Source organism: Deltaproteobacteria bacterium CG11_big_fil_rev_8_21_14_0_20_49_13, assembly GCA_002796305.1.
Classification (GTDB): domain Bacteria; phylum UBA10199; class UBA10199.
The window spans coordinates 1-14,165 of the sequence record PCWZ01000076.1; the positions used below are offsets into that span (position 1 = coordinate 1).

The 14,165-nt window shown below is 48.3% G+C and carries 17 protein-coding genes; 1 reads left to right on the forward strand and 16 read right to left on the reverse strand.

Translation table 11 applies throughout. The features are described 5' to 3' along the window. Positions 1 to 212: 212 nt before the first annotated feature. From COV46_07245 to pal, 11 genes are all read right to left on the reverse strand, one after another. Positions 213 to 512 (reverse strand): hypothetical protein, encoded by a 300-nt coding sequence (locus COV46_07245; GenBank protein PIR16688.1) that lies wholly within the window; start codon positions 510 to 512, stop codon positions 213 to 215. After that, positions 400 to 819, reverse strand: coding sequence for a hypothetical protein (locus COV46_07250; GenBank protein PIR16689.1), 420 nt, complete (start codon positions 817 to 819; stop codon positions 400 to 402). Before COV46_07250 ends, COV46_07245 begins: the two co-directional genes overlap by 113 nt. Next, positions 819 to 1,598, reverse strand: a complete 780-nt coding sequence (locus COV46_07255; protein ID PIR16690.1) for a secretion protein HlyD — start codon at positions 1,596 to 1,598, stop codon at positions 819 to 821. The genes COV46_07250 and COV46_07255 overlap by 1 nt, the downstream gene beginning before the upstream one ends. Next, positions 1,546 to 2,904 carry a hypothetical protein gene (locus tag COV46_07260; GenBank protein ID PIR16691.1) on the reverse strand — a complete coding sequence of 453 codons (1,359 nt, stop codon included), beginning with the start codon at positions 2,902 to 2,904 and terminating at the stop codon, positions 1,546 to 1,548. Before COV46_07260 ends, COV46_07255 begins: the two co-directional genes overlap by 53 nt. Positions 2,905 to 2,949: 45 nt before the next feature. Further along, positions 2,950 to 3,795, reverse strand: a complete 846-nt coding sequence (locus COV46_07265) for a pantoate--beta-alanine ligase (GenBank protein PIR16692.1) — start codon at positions 3,793 to 3,795, stop codon at positions 2,950 to 2,952. Next, entirely contained in the window at positions 3,795 to 4,649 is an 855-nt protein-coding gene (gene panB, locus COV46_07270) for a 3-methyl-2-oxobutanoate hydroxymethyltransferase (GenBank protein ID PIR16693.1), read from the reverse strand. The genes COV46_07265 and panB overlap by 1 nt, the downstream gene beginning before the upstream one ends. Positions 4,650 to 4,830: 181 nt before the next feature. Continuing rightward, positions 4,831 to 5,460, reverse strand: coding sequence for a deoxynucleoside kinase (locus COV46_07275; GenBank protein ID PIR16694.1), 630 nt, complete (start codon positions 5,458 to 5,460; stop codon positions 4,831 to 4,833). A gap of 62 nt (positions 5,461 to 5,522) precedes the next feature. Beyond that, entirely contained in the window at positions 5,523 to 6,308 is a 786-nt protein-coding gene (rsmA, locus tag COV46_07280; GenBank protein PIR16695.1) for a ribosomal RNA small subunit methyltransferase A, read from the reverse strand. Further along, positions 6,308 to 7,321: a tRNA (adenosine(37)-N6)-threonylcarbamoyltransferase complex transferase subunit TsaD gene (gene tsaD, locus COV46_07285; GenBank protein ID PIR16696.1), complete on the reverse strand. Its 1,014-nt coding sequence runs from the start codon at positions 7,319 to 7,321 to the stop codon at positions 6,308 to 6,310. Before tsaD ends, rsmA begins: the two co-directional genes overlap by 1 nt. Beyond that, complete coding sequence (ygbF, locus tag COV46_07290) at positions 7,322 to 8,269, reverse strand: tol-pal system protein YbgF (GenBank protein PIR16697.1); 948 nt, start codon at positions 8,267 to 8,269, stop codon at positions 7,322 to 7,324. 142 nt (positions 8,270 to 8,411) lie between these two features. Next, the gene (gene pal / locus COV46_07295) at positions 8,412 to 8,846 is read right to left on the reverse strand and encodes a peptidoglycan-associated lipoprotein (protein ID PIR16698.1); all 435 of its coding nucleotides are present in this window, start codon (positions 8,844 to 8,846) and stop codon (positions 8,412 to 8,414) included. 142 nt (positions 8,847 to 8,988) lie between these two features. On the opposite strand from pal, the gene COV46_07300 reads away from it, so the two are divergent. Further along, positions 8,989 to 9,669, forward strand: a complete 681-nt coding sequence (locus tag COV46_07300; GenBank protein ID PIR16699.1) for a hypothetical protein — start codon at positions 8,989 to 8,991, stop codon at positions 9,667 to 9,669. Here the strand turns inward: COV46_07300 and COV46_07305 are convergent. The 5 genes from COV46_07305 to COV46_07325 form a co-directional block, all read right to left on the reverse strand. Then, positions 9,656 to 10,081, reverse strand: coding sequence for a hypothetical protein (locus COV46_07305; GenBank protein PIR16700.1), 426 nt, complete (start codon positions 10,079 to 10,081; stop codon positions 9,656 to 9,658). The genes COV46_07300 and COV46_07305 overlap by 14 nt on opposite strands. A 215-nt stretch (positions 10,082 to 10,296) precedes the next feature. Further along, positions 10,297 to 10,884 (reverse strand): recombination protein RecR, encoded by a 588-nt coding sequence (locus tag COV46_07310; protein PIR16701.1) that lies wholly within the window; start codon positions 10,882 to 10,884, stop codon positions 10,297 to 10,299. Positions 10,885 to 10,944: 60 nt separating this feature from the next. Next, entirely contained in the window at positions 10,945 to 12,639 is a 1,695-nt protein-coding gene (locus COV46_07315) for a DNA polymerase III subunit gamma/tau (protein ID PIR16702.1), read from the reverse strand. A 3-nt stretch (positions 12,640 to 12,642) separates the two neighbouring features. Next, complete coding sequence (locus tag COV46_07320; protein PIR16703.1) at positions 12,643 to 13,278, reverse strand: phosphoribosyltransferase; 636 nt, start codon at positions 13,276 to 13,278, stop codon at positions 12,643 to 12,645. Further along, positions 13,278 to 14,018 carry an orotidine-5'-phosphate decarboxylase gene (locus COV46_07325; protein PIR16704.1) on the reverse strand — a complete coding sequence of 247 codons (741 nt, stop codon included), beginning with the start codon at positions 14,016 to 14,018 and terminating at the stop codon, positions 13,278 to 13,280. Before COV46_07325 ends, COV46_07320 begins: the two co-directional genes overlap by 1 nt. Between the last annotated feature and the right edge of the window lie 147 nt (positions 14,019 to 14,165).

Genomic DNA, 14,165 nt, shown 5'->3' on the forward strand with positions numbered 1-14,165 from the left:
AAAAACAAGAAAACCTTGATTGATGCAGGCAGGGTATGTTAGCACCCACGTAACAGTTCTTCAGTATGTCACAGGGGTGCCGGCATGAGCGGAATCACCTGCTGACATCAGCGGAATTTGCAGATTGGACCTGACAAGCTACGATGGATTCAAGAGCGACCTGGCACAATTGGTCGCGGTCCTATTTGAATACGCGTTCTAAATATCCGATATTATCCGAGGTGCAATTTGAACTTTTTGAATGCCAGACCAACGCAAAAAACGGCTATCAGGAAAAGGGCCGCGGTATAGGTGACAACTACGAACGGGTCCCCTCCTTTCAGCATTATGTTCCTAAGCAGTATCGTGTAGTATATTAAAGGATTTGCCCATGATACGAACTTGAGTATCATCGGAAGATTATCTATCGGATACATGATGCCGGAGAGAAGTATCGCCGGCATCAAAAAGATGAAGCTCCCCATCATCGCCAGCTGCTGGTTCTTGGCCGCTACCGAAATGAATATGCCCATCGAAAGATAGGTCCCTATGAAAAGAAGGCTGGAGGCAAAATAGGCTCTGGCTCCCGGGCATGTAGGATATCTTGTCGCGGATCTCGAAAAAATCTATCGGTTTCCCGCTGTCCTTCCAGCCGATCTCGCCGCCGGATAGATTCAAAAGCCTCATGATGACCCGGAGGAGCGTTGTTTTTCCGGCACCTTCGGAACCTATGAGGCCGTGCAGCTTCCCTTCCGCGAAATCTATGGATATGCCGTCAAGGGCCTTTTTTTCCTTGGCAAAGGTCTTGGTGACATTTTTTACCTCAACCGATATTGGCATTAATCAACCTTCTTAATGAATCTGACCTCGATCGGCATTCCGGGCTTCAAAAGCATCTCGGAGTTGTCGAACTTGACCTTCACGCCGTAAACGAGGCGCGTTCTCTCTTTTCTGGTCTGGACGTTCTTTGGTGTGAACTCGGCCTCATCTTTTATATGAACTATCTTGCCCGGGATCTTCTTGTCGTGAAGTTCGGGAAGGACCCCTGTAACGTCCTCGCCAATTGAGAGCTGAACAAGAAGCGGCTGGTTCACATATACATAGGCCCAGACATCGTTCCTTAGATCTCCCATCGCCATCAGCTTGGTGCCGATGTTGACCCAATCACCGGCCTCATGGAACTTTGTGAGAATTATGCCGTCGATCGGCGCCTTGACGGTGCACCATTCAACATTGAGCTTACTGTCCTCGAACGACTTTTTGTAGGCATCGTACTGTTCTGGCGACATATTGCCCGTCTTAAGGAGCTTTTCAGCTCGTTCAAAATCGTTCCTCGCCTTATTGAATGCGACTATATAATCCTCGCACGTTAGCGTATAAAGCGTCTCTCCAACATTCACGTTGTCGCCTTCGTCTACAAGTCTTGCCGCTACCTGACTGTGGACGCGGGGGGCAACATCGACCTCCGTTGTCTCTATGGTGCCGACGTAGATGGATTCATCGCTCGGATATACAAAATAGGCCACCACCGCTATAAGGACTAGGGCTATCGCTACGGCCTTCTTTTTAAATTTCGGGTCTTTGACCTTGAACTTTTTTAAAAGACCATTCTTGAGCATTTTTCACCTCTTCATCCACCGCCAGAGCAAGAAGCTTGGATATCTGGACGGCAAGGCTGGCATTGTCCCTTGCAGCGTCTACCTTGGCCGAAAGGGCCTTGACGTTCGCCCTCTGCACATCCAGGAATATTATCTTTCCGGCCTTGAACGAATCGTAAGATAACTTCGCCACCTCTAGCGCGTCGCCCACCACCTTTACGTCAGTTGTGCGAAGTCTTTTATACGTATCTATCCAATCCCTCGTCTCGGATACATCTTTGGTCAGATCAATAACTGTCTGCCTTTTTTCTTCACTGGTCGAACGGGCCTTATATTTCTGGCTCTTGGTCTCTTTCCAGATGCTCCCCCATTCGAGTATCGGCATCTGAAGTCCCATCATCAGGCTGTTCTGCTGGATTATCTCATTCTGTCCGAGGTTCGGGTACTGATAACCTGCGATACCGGTAAGAGATATTTCCGGAAAATATTTTGCCGCCACGCTCTTTGCCGAAAGTTCGTAAGAGCTCTTCTGATTTTCGAGCGCCTTTACCTGGGGATGTGTCTCGGGGTTGAACGGTGTACCAGATCTGGGAAGCAGCAGGTCTAGCGATACGCTCAACGGTTCGGTATCAAGGTTCTCTGCGGTCTCTATGTCCTTTTCTATTCCGAGCGACGCGGCAAGCGCCCTTTTGGAAACGTAAAGTTCCCCTAAGGCCTGTTCAAGGTCCTTTTCGCGGTCGCTCATCTCCTGATGGGCCACGGCAAGGTCGAACTTGTCGGAAGCACCTACTTTGAACTTTTCATGAATGTAAGCGTACTGCGATCTTGCAAGGGTAAGCGCATCTTTCACGAGCTTTACCTGTTCCTTTGCAAGCTGAACACCGATATATGATGTCCTTGCTCCAAGCAAAACCTCTCTTTTATCATAATCTAATATGTTACTCTGTGCATCAGCGGCCCTCTTCAGGCTCTTCGCCCTGTTGAGTATCTGCCCCGTGTCCCAAACTATGAAATTAAGGGTGGGACTGATCGACCAGTTGAGATGAGTGCCGACCGTATTGCTAATTCCAAGGGAAGGAAATTCTATCTTCCCTATCTTGGATACGAGCGTGTTCTGCGCATTAAGGCTCAAGGTGGGGAGCCTCTTTAGTTTCTGAGAAGAGGCCGCCTGATACGCTGAATCGGCAGTGTAACTTTGGGCGATTATCTGCGGCGAGTTCTTTATGGCTATCTTTTCAGCATCTTTAAAGGTAAGAAGATTCAAACCTTCAGCGAACACCGTATTGCACAAAAAAAGAAGGCAAACTGTAGAAATTATCCCCTTCATTGAGAGATATGGTTATATGATTTTGTTTGATAAATAAAGGGTTATTTAACTCTGGAGAGGGCAGTTATCAATAAGCCTGGTCTTTCCTGCAAATACGGCGGCGAGGATCCTCGCCGGCCTATCTATTAATGCCAATCTTTCAAGTGTTTCAGCATCACATATCTTTAAGTAATCTATCCTGAGAAAAGATGAGACTCTTATCGTATTTTCTGCGATATTTATTAGCCTAGCTGAATTCCTTTCGCTTTTTTTGAAGGCGCTTTGCGCGGCAAAGATGCCTTTGGAAACTAAAAGAGAGGCTGCCCTTTCATCCTTTGAAAGGTGGGCGTTGCGGGAGCTCATTGCAAGACCGTCGCTCTCGCGGACCGTGGGGACCCCGACTATTTCAATGGGGGCATTAAGGTCCTTTACCATCGTTCTTATTGCAACCAGCTGCTGATAATCCTTTTCACCGAAAATAGCGACATTCGGTTGAACAATATTGAACAACTTTTGAACCACCGTTGTAACGCCTCTAAAATGTGTGGGCCTTGATCCTCCGCAAAGCCCCCTTGTGACCTCCGTCACATCCACATACGTCTGGTATCCTTTCGGATACATATTTTTATTCGACGGAAAGAAGACGACATCAACGCCGCAAGACATGGCCTTTTCAAGATCTCCCTCTTTGTCGTGCGGATATTTTGCAAGGTCCTCTGTCGGCGCGAACTGCTTCGGGTTCATGAATATAGAGAGCGCCAGTCTGTCGCCAAATTTTCTGCCTTCCCGCAGGAGAGTCAAGTGCCCTTCGTGAAGGGCCCCCATTGTCGGAACAAAGGAGACGCGAAGACCTTCCTTGCGCAACTCAAGCGCCAGTTCCTGCATCTCTTTTGGAGAAGATATGATCTTCATTATTTGGATGTGACTTGCTTCACTACCTGCAACTCTCGGTGGAACGTCTGCCCTTCGGAAGGAAATTCACCTTCTTTGACATCATTGATATAACTTTTAACGGCGGAGGTTATGATGTTGTTGAGGTCGGCGTACTTCTTAACGAACTTTGGGTTAAACTCCTTGTCCATCCCCAAAAGGTCGTAGATAACGAGGACCTGGCCGTCGCATCCGGCACCCGAACCTATCCCTATCGTTGGGATAGAAACGGTCTTGGTAATTTCAAGGGCGACCTCCGAAACTATCCCTTCAAGAAGGAGCATGAACGCCCCGGCCTCTTCAAAACCTTTGGCCTCTTCGATAAGTTTTTCTGCCGAATAGGATGTCTTGCCCTGAATTTTGTATCCGCCCATCTGGTGTATCGACTGTGGCTTTAGGCCTATGTGAGCACAAACAGGTATTCCCGACGATGTCATCGCGGCAACGGTCTCAATAAGCTCAACGCCGCCTTCGAGTTTGACAGATTCGGCCCCACCCTCTTTAAGACATCTCCCTGCGTTGATAAGCGCCTGATCGATAGATGCCTGATAGCTCATAAACGGCATATCGGCCATAATATGCGCGCGCCTTGTTACTTTTGAGACACACTTTGTGTGATAGATGATATCTTCAACGGTAACGGGGATGGTGTTGGTGTTCCCCTGAACTACCATTCCAAGCGAATCTCCTATCAATATCGATTCAACTCCCGACTCTTCCAAAAGTTTGGCAAAGGTCGCGTCGTACGCGGTGAGCATGGTGATCCGCTCGCCCCTTGTCTTCATCCCCTGAAGATACGATGTGGTTATCTTCTTTGTGACGATCTCTTTGCTCATAAATACATGTCATTGCGAGGAGCGGGAGCGACGAAGCAATCTAGTCCGCTGAATTGCTTCGCTTACGCTCGCAACGACTAGCGCATCGTCAATTTAATTTTTATCGACGAAGCCGGTAGAAATTAAATTGTTACGTGCACTTGTGCTAAAGACAACCAGTAAAAATTTAATAGACACTGTACTAGGTCTTACTTACATAGTGATAGTGCGCTATCCCTTTATTATGTGAAACAATGGCCTTCTTCAGATTTTCCCAATCTGTCTTATTTTTTACGTAATCAATATCGCTTGCATTAACGACAAGGAGCGGACAGTCGATATAATTGAAGAAATAATCGTTATATGCGTTCGTCAACTCCTCAAGATATTCTACCGTTATGGATTTTTCATAACCAATCCCTCGCTTCTTTATCCGTTCAAGAAGGACCTCCGGCGTTGCCTGCATGTAGATGACAAGGTCCGGCTTTGGGATCTCTGCATGAAGAAGCGAATATATCCTCTCATAGAGGGCCTGCTCGTCTTCGTTTAGATTTATATTTGCAAAGACCCTGTCCTTGGCGAACGTATAGTCACAAACTATGGGAGTTGTTATCTTTTTTAAGGTCAGTTGCTGCTGATAGCGGTTTAAAAGAAAGAATATCTGCGTTTTAAAGGCGTGTAGTTTTCTATCCTTATAAAAATCGGGGAGAAATGGGTTTTTTTCGGCCGGCTCAAAGATGGCCTCTGCGCTCAGGTCCTTTGAGAGCATCTTAACTAGCGTTGTCTTTCCCGCGCCTATGGGACCGTCTATCGCGATATATTTATATTGCATATGAGATGATAATCTTCCTGGTTCGCGCAGGGTGCAAGCCTTAGCTAAGGCTTACGCTATCGTCAAGATATTATTGTGTTTGCAAGGAGTACATACTTCTCAATAGACAGCTCTTCTGGCCTTTGTGTGGACTTTATCCCGGCCCTTTCAAGGGCCGGAAGGTGCTCTTTTGGGACGGAATTCCTTATCATCTTCCGGCGCTTGCCGAAGCATGATTTAACAATGTTTTCAAATAGTTGCCTGTCTTTTATCTTGTATGGAGAGTCCTTATAAAAGTGGATCTTTACAACGGTCGAGGTAACCTTTGGAGGGGGCAAGAATGACCTTGGAGAGACATGAAAGCATTTCTCTATTTTAGCTGAGACCTGCATCATTATAGACAGTATCCCGTAGTCTTTACCACCGGACTTGGCCACAAGCCTCTCCGCCACCTCCTTTTGTATCATTATAACGCCGCGCTCAAAGAGATCCTTGTGATCGCGGAGCTTAAAGAGGATGGGGGTGGAGATGTTGTAGGGAAGATTACCGCAGAAAAGCCGTGACCCGTGATTCGTGATTCGTGATTCGGAGAAAATAATATTTAGATCCAATTCCAAGAAGTCGGAATGGACGATCTCGAGACTGCTCGAATCGTTGGCAAGTGACCGAAGACTAGTAATCATATCCGAGTCTTTTTCAACGGCAACAACGTGACCCGCAAGTTTTAAGAGCTCTTTTGTCAGGATGCCGGTGCCAGGACCTATTTCAAGGACCGTATCATCTTTTGTTGGTGCAAGCGTTCGGGCGATCTTCTCAACCGTCGGATGGGCTATCAGGAGATGCTGGCCAAGTGACTTTTTAAGATGCATTAAATTCCTATTTCTTCGTTGGCGGTTGCCGACAACTCCGGGCCATCTTTCTCCCCCATCTCCAGGTATCTGCCGCCGACATAGGCTACCATTGCGGCATTATCGGTGCAGAATTTCATGCTGGGAAGGAACATCTCTATCCCCTCTTCTTCGCCAGCTCTTTTTAATTTTTCACGAAGGGAGCTGTTTGCCGCCACGCCCCCGGAAATAACGGCCGCCTTGCAGTTATATTTTCTGCACGCCTTTATTATTTGCGTCGTCAAAATATTCACAACCATCCCCTGAAAGCTTGCGGCCATATCCTTCTTGGAGATATGAAGGTTCTTCTTGAATTCGAGCATCACTGCCGTTTTTAGACCGCTAAAACTGAAATCGAACTCGCCAACCTCAAACACGCTTCCGGAGTTGAGCTTTGGTCTTGTAAATTTAAAGGCCTTGGGGTTCCCCTCTTTTGCGGTACTGTCAATGATCGGACCGCCCGGATACCCAAGCCCCAAAAGTTTTGCCACCTTGTCAAAGGCCTCACCGGCCGCATCGTCACGTGTCGCCCCCAGTAATTTATATTTTCTAAAATCTTTCACAAGATAAAGGCTTGTGTGTCCGCCGGAGACGACAAGCCCTATATGTGGATACGGAATGTTTTCGTGTTCAATGAAGGCGGCGTTTAAGTGTCCTTCTAGGTGATTAACGCCTATTATAGGTTTATCGGAGGCGTAGGAAATGGCCTTTGCAAATGAGATCCCTACCAGAAGCGCTCCCATGAGCCCCGGCGCCCTTGTAACTGCTACACCGTCGATATCTTCGAGCTTCATTCCGGCCTTTTCCAGTGCAAGATTGAACAAGGGGACTATCATCTCCATATGCCTGCGCGATGCAAGCTCCGGAACTACACCGCCGAATCTTTCGTGTATCTCATTCTGCGAGGCGATAACACTTGAAAGAAGCGTCCTGGGCGTCTTTAGAACCGCAACTGCGGTCTCGTCGCATGAAGATTCGATACCGAGGATGAGCATCTATCTCTCCCTGCCCATTGTGGTTGGCAGATCAGTTTTTTCAGGAAGGTCCGTCTTTTGCATCCGGCTCTTAAGTCCCGGGGCAAGAGGAATGCCGTCGTGAGAGTCGTACGGCCTCATTGTGGTGGTCGGGGTAGACCCTAGCGCGGGTGTTCCGGATAAGGCTTGCGCCTCTTTTTGATTTAGCCTGTCGAGTTTATCCTTGGCCATTGTCGCTTCGCTCGAGGAAGGATAATCCTTTATCACCTTGTTAAGAAACGTCTTCGCCTCCTCGGGCATACCAAGTTCGGCAAAGGCGTAGCCCTGTTTCAATATTGCGGCCGGCGCCTTGTCGGCCCTGCCGTGTTTGTCTATCATCACCTGAAATTCCTTGATCGCCTTTGGATAATCCTTCATCGCAAAATAGCATTCGCCTATCCAGTACTGCGCGTTGTCGGCAAGGTCGCTCTTGGGGTTGCTCTTGAGAAAGCTTCTGAATGCGGAAACGGCGGTGAGAAATTCGCTGTTCCGGACCATGTCCAGCGCCTTTTGATAGTTCGCGGTCTCTGTCAATGCCGAGGGCATGACCTTTCCAACAGCCTTGGATATCTGCTGGCCATATATCTCCAACCTGTCATTAATGGCGGCGAACTGGTCGCTCGTGTCACGCTGAAGCCTTGATATGTCGGCCTCCTGTTGCTTTATAATGTGCCCGTTAGCCTCGATGGTCCCCTGTATCGACTGATATTCGGACCTTAGCTGTTCTATAGTTGCAAGGGCGCTTGCGACCTTTTCGTTCCTAGAAACGGAATCGGCATGGAATGCCTTTACCTGCGACTCAAGCCTATCCAGCTTATCCTTAACGGCATCGGCAGATGCCGACAAGGCCCAGAAAAGACAGAGCATAAAAACAAGGATAACCCTTTTCATACGTCCTCCTTGCCCCGAGTAAGGCTCGAAGGGCCGCATCGAGGGGCTGGCTGATAATAAAAAACCACAAGGGCAACTTTACACCACCCTTGTGGTCTTTTCAAGTACTCACTATGTTCGTGATATCCTTCGACTCGCCCCTATCAGGGCGAGGTCAGGATGACGCTCGATCGCGTTCAGATCACTTCGCTACGAACTCATCGCGCCTGTTCTGCCACCAGCAGCTCTCATCGTGTTGCAAGCAGATAGGCCTCTCTTTGCCATAGCTGATGGTCGATGTTCTGCCAGAATCAACACCCAGGTTCTGCAGATAGTTCTTTGCAGATTTTGCGCGCCTGTCGCCGAGGGCGATGTTATATTCAGCCGTCCCACGTTCATCACAGTGGCCCTCTACCGTCAGCTTGGTGCTCTTGTTCTTCTGCAACCAATCTGCGTTGCCCTTCATGGTCCCATCGTGTTCCGACTTGATGTTATACTTGTCGAAATCGAAGTGAACTCTGTTGAGTCCAGCCGCGCCGCCCGACGCCTTTGTGGTTTTGCGTGCGCAGCCTGCGGACACCACCGCGAGCGCCAAGACCACCATCGCGACTACTGCCAGCTTGTTTGTGTGTCTCATTTCTTTTTTGCCTCCTGTTAAAGGTTGAATTTCAATGAAAATACCGTCCCTTAGGGGCCGTTTATACAGAAAAGGGTTATGCCTAGTCAAGAGTAAAATCTTCTAGTTTTTTAACTTTTAATGGATTAGATATGCCGGAGTTATGAAAAAATATCTGATATTGATCGACAAGTCGTGGCTTGCCCAGAACGTTTTTCGCTCCGTTCTCTCAAGCTCTTTCGAAGTTGACATGGGTTTTCATCTAGAGGATATCAACGTCCTCGCCTCCGAGCAAAAGCCCGCCCTGCTTGTGATCTCCGAAAACGCCCATGATGAAAAAGAGTGGCTTTCACTTGAAAAAAGAAGGCCTCTTGTGAAGAAGATAAAAAAGATCTTCATCTCGAAAAAGGCGAAGGCGCCGGGCGGATTTTTACTTTTAAAGCCACCATTTAAACCCGAAGAACTCCTCAGGTTATGCGACTGCGGTGGTGATAAAAAATCTAAAAAGAAGGTTGCCGCGCGGTCCATTAAGAAGAATATCGGTTCAAAAAGGGCATTCGCGCGAAATATTCTTACCACAAAGGTCTTTTTTAATGATGAGATAGGAAATCCCCTCATTTATATGAACGCCCGCGACATTAGCCTTGGAGGGATGTTCATAGAAGGCGGAATTCCATTAAAAGCCGGTTCTCTCGCCTTCATTTCATTCGGGATCAAAGGAAAACCGGTGACCGTAACAGGTCAGGCGGTAAGGGTAGATGACGGAGGAATTGGCGTAAGGTTCATGGGACTTCCGGATGAGGCAAGAAAACTGATCGGGAGCTACTGCGCTAACGTTTCTTAGGGGCCTTCTTTTTTTCGAGAGCGTCCAGCCTATCGCGAAGGCTCTTTAGTTCCTGTTGCACTGCCGGAATATTCTGAACATTTTCAAAGGTAGGCTTGACCTTTTCTTCCACAAAGCTCTTAACGTGCGTGAACTCGTTCTGGACAATCGTCTTTAATGTCTCGCCGCCGGCCTGAATGAGGCTACGAAGGGTGTTTAATGGCAACGAGCTTCTTTTTTTCTTCTCTTCCTCAAATATTATCTGGGCGAAAGTTTGACCGGTGATATCCTCCTTGCTTGCGTTATCAACCACCTGCACATCATCCCCGCGCTTTATCAGCTCCGAAATATCCTCAAGCGTCACATAGGTGCTTGATGCGGTGTCGTAGAGCTTTCTGTTGTGATATCTCTTTATTAACCTTGTCGTCTTCATATTTTACTCCATTGAAGGAGGCGGCTGTTCTGCCTTTTTCTTAAAAAAATGATGGCGCTCGCGAATGAACACTATGACGAGCGCGATGGCAACGGTCGCCCAAATCTCCCCCCAGCCGAAATTGCTTAAAAAATATCCGATAGATGGCATGAAGGGCATGTTATGATAATAGAGGCCATATGTCTAGAGTTATGATAAGCGTTCTTGTAGATCGGTCAGATATTGGACCTGTGTTCTATTGAACGGGCAAGAGTGCTTCTGTCCACATATTCGATGTCGCCGCCGAACGGGATGCCGAAGGCGATGCGGGTCAATTTTATATTAAGGGGTCTCACAAGCTTTGCTATATAAAAGGCCGTTGCTTCGCCCGTTGTCGTGGGGTTCGTCGCCACAATAAGCTCTTTCAGCGCCCCCTTTTTGACCCTTTCAACAAGCTCCTTTGTCTTTATATCGTCAGGACCGATGCCGTCGAGCGGAGAAAGAGAGCCATGAAGCACGTGATAGACGCCGTTGAATGCCCCGCTCTTTTCAATTGCGAGCGCGTCCTGAGGTTCTTCTACCACGCAAACGATGGTCTTGTTCCGGTTCGGGTTGTTGCAGATAGGGCACGATGAATTTTCGGTAAGGTTGAAGCATTCAGGACAATTGTGGACCTTGTCCTTGACCTCAACAATGGCGACGGAAAGTTTATACGCATCGTCCTTTGGTGCCCGCGTAATATGATAGGCAAGTCTTGCCGCTGTTTTTTGACCGACGCCGGGGAGCTTTGAGAATTCTTCTATCAACTTTTCTATTGGGTTCATTGTTCTAGTTATCGGTGATCAATGATCAGTGGCTAATGATGACCGGTTACAGATCACAGATTACTTGATCTTGATCTCCTTGATCTCCGCGCCGAAGATGTTCGCCGCCTCACGAATGACATCGTGTTTCAGAGCCTCGTCCTTTATGCCTCTGTTCTTTTGCGATATCTCCGCATGCTTGTTCTTCTTTGCTTCCTGTGCGGAGGCTTCGGAGCCTGCTTCAAATGCCACTTCAAGTTTTAAAGGCCTTTTGAAGAAATCGCCGGCCAGTTTTTCAACGAACGCCTTTCTGTCCTCTTCCATTAATTTATCTGATGCGAACGATCTTGATGCGAACCTTACCATCAGTCTTGATTCCTTCACGTCTCCGCCAAGGCTAATTTCAAGGAACGATGCCACCTGAGGCTTGTTGAGTTTCAGCCACGCAATGAATGACGGATAGTCTTGAGGAACAACTGTCGCCGTCCGGTGATCGGTGACCGGTGACCTATTATCGGTTACGGGAGGCCTGCTATCCGTGGTCGGGGAAGTTTGAACCTTAGCGCTCTGTGGGACCGCGCCACTTTTGAGTTGTTCGACTTTTTCGATGAGCTCATCGACCGATCTAACAGGCCTTATCTGACACAGGCCTACTATCAAGACATCCATGACCATCTTGGGGAACTTGGTGCGCGCGACATCTTCCGAGCCGCGATATATCATATTAAACCACTGCTGGCACTCCTCGACCGTAATCTTTGAAGCAAGCTCTTTAAGAAGATCTGAATCGAGTATCTTTGAGCCCAATGGAAGTTCCTTGCACGTCTTTATCACAAGTAAATCGTGAAATCTTTCAAGGAGCTCCTGAACGAAGCGGTTCAAATTTTCGCCGCTTGCGAAGAGTTCGTTGGCAACGGCCAGGGCTCCATCGGCATCTCTGGAAATTATGGACCTGGTGACGGCGTTAAGCTGTTTCCTGTCAAGAAAGCCCAGAAGCTCTTTCAGATGATCGTACGCCAGCTTCTTGCCGGCAAAGGCTATCGCCTGATCGAAAAGAGATTCAGCGTCGCGCATGGAACCTTCGGCCTCTGTGGCTATTATCTCAAGGCAATCGTTCTCGGCCTCCACCTTTTCTTCTTTTGCTATGCCCTTGAGAGTTTCAACTATCTTCAAAAGGGGAATGCGCCTGAAATCGTGGCGCTGGCATCTTGAGAGAATCGTTGCCGGTATCTTGTGCGATTCCGTGGTCGCAAAGATAAATATGACGTGTGCAGGCGGTTCTTCCAAAGTTTTCAGGAGAGCGTTGAACGCGGGACCGGAAAGCATGTGAACTTCATCTATTATATAGATCTTGTATTTCCCGGTCGCGGGGAGAAACTTCACCCGCTCGCGTATATCGCGGACGTTCTCAACGCCGTTATTCGAGGCGCCGTCTATCTCCTGAACGTCTATGGACGAACCGTTGGTTATCTCAACACATGAAGGACATTTATTGCACGGCTCAGGGGAACCTTCTTTTGAAGGTTCTTTGCAGTTGAGCATCTTCGAGAATATACGGGCGAGGGTTGTTTTGCCTATGCCGCGAATGCCCGTGAAAAGATAGGCGTGATGGACGCGCCCTTCCGATATGGCGTTCTGGAGCGTACGGGTAATATGATCCTGTCCGATTATATCTTCGAACCTTTGCGGCCTGTATTTTCTGGCGAGTACCTGATAGCTCATAAGCAGCGAAACAGGAAGCAGGAAGCAAGAGGCATGATCTTTATCATGCTTCATACCTCATACTTCATGCCTCTTCTTGACAATATATTCTCGACCCTTTCCAACTTCTGTATTTATGGGGGCGCCCGACTTACATAATGGGCACCTATCTTCATCATAGGCATCAAGCGAGATATTTACAAGCGCCGTTATTGCGGCGCCCACGTCCGCGTCTTTAACTCCGCCCCTGTTCACAAGCGCCGCACACCCGACAATATCTCCGCCCAAAGCCTTAACCGCCTCAACGACCTTCTTAACTGAACCGCCGGTAGCAAGAATATCTTCAACTATCAATATTTTCTTGCCTGGGATCAATTTATCGTAACCGCGCTTAAAAAAGCGCCTCTTTTCTCCGTCGGCGCCGACCTCTTCCTCTGCAAAGATGCCTAAAACGTCTTTCCCTTCAAGGTCGCTCAAAAAGCTTGCCACCCACTGTGACAAAATAACGCCGCCGACCGTCGGGCCCGCCACGACATCAACGCCCTTCCCTTTGAACTTTTCGGCCATTATCTTGCAGAGCGCCGAAATGTCTTTTGTGTGCGGATAGACCGCGTCTTTATTGACGTAGGCGTTGCCATGTTTGCCGGAGGCATAGACAACGTGTGTGTCGGTTATTACTGCTTTGACTTTCTTGAAGATATCTAATGGATCCATTATCCTATCTCCTCTAATATCTTTTTGGCCGCATCGCTTGGCGTTCCTATCTCCTTTGGAGGATTTGTTATTGGTCTGCCTATCACTAAATAATCCGCGCCGGCCTTGACCGCTTCGTTTGGCGTCATCACCCGTTTTTGGTCGCCTGCTGCCGCCCACACAGGCCTCACTCCGGGAGTTATTATCAGAAAATCCTGACCACAGGCCTCACGGATAGCGGTTATCTCCCGCGGCGAGGCAACGACACCGTCAAGCCCTGCCTGCTTTGCCAAAAGAGCCAACCTCACCACTAATTTTTTAAGTTCCGCCCCGTCGCGAACGTGTTCAAACCCTATTTCATTTAACGCCTTCGCATCGATACTAGTAAGAACTGTAACGCCTATTACAAGAGGGCGTTCTTTGCCAAGCTTTGCCGCCTCTTCATCGGCCGTCTTGACCGCGGCAGACATCATTGTAACGCCGCCCAGACAGTGAACGTTGAACATCCATACGTTCATCCTTGTGACCGCACGTGCGGCGCCTGCAACCGTATTTGGAATATCCTTGAATTTGGCGTCAAAGAAGACCTTTCCCTTGGGAGATATAGCCTCGACCACCTGCGGCGAGCCTTCGGAGTTTAAAAGCTCCATCCCCACCTTCAGGGCGCCAATGTGACCTTTAAGGCTGTCCGCTATTTGAGATGCGGCGCTAAGCGTAGGCGCATCAAGTGCCACAATGATCTTTTCTCTATTGTCCGGCATGAAAAAAGCCCTATCAGAAACAAGACATTATCCGCAATAGATATTTTCAGTGTGACTGGAACACGGAACAGACATCGTATCCCCCCTGATTGGATTTAGCATACACGAGTTCATCTAAAAAGACAGGAGGAAGTTGAGTAATGGCTG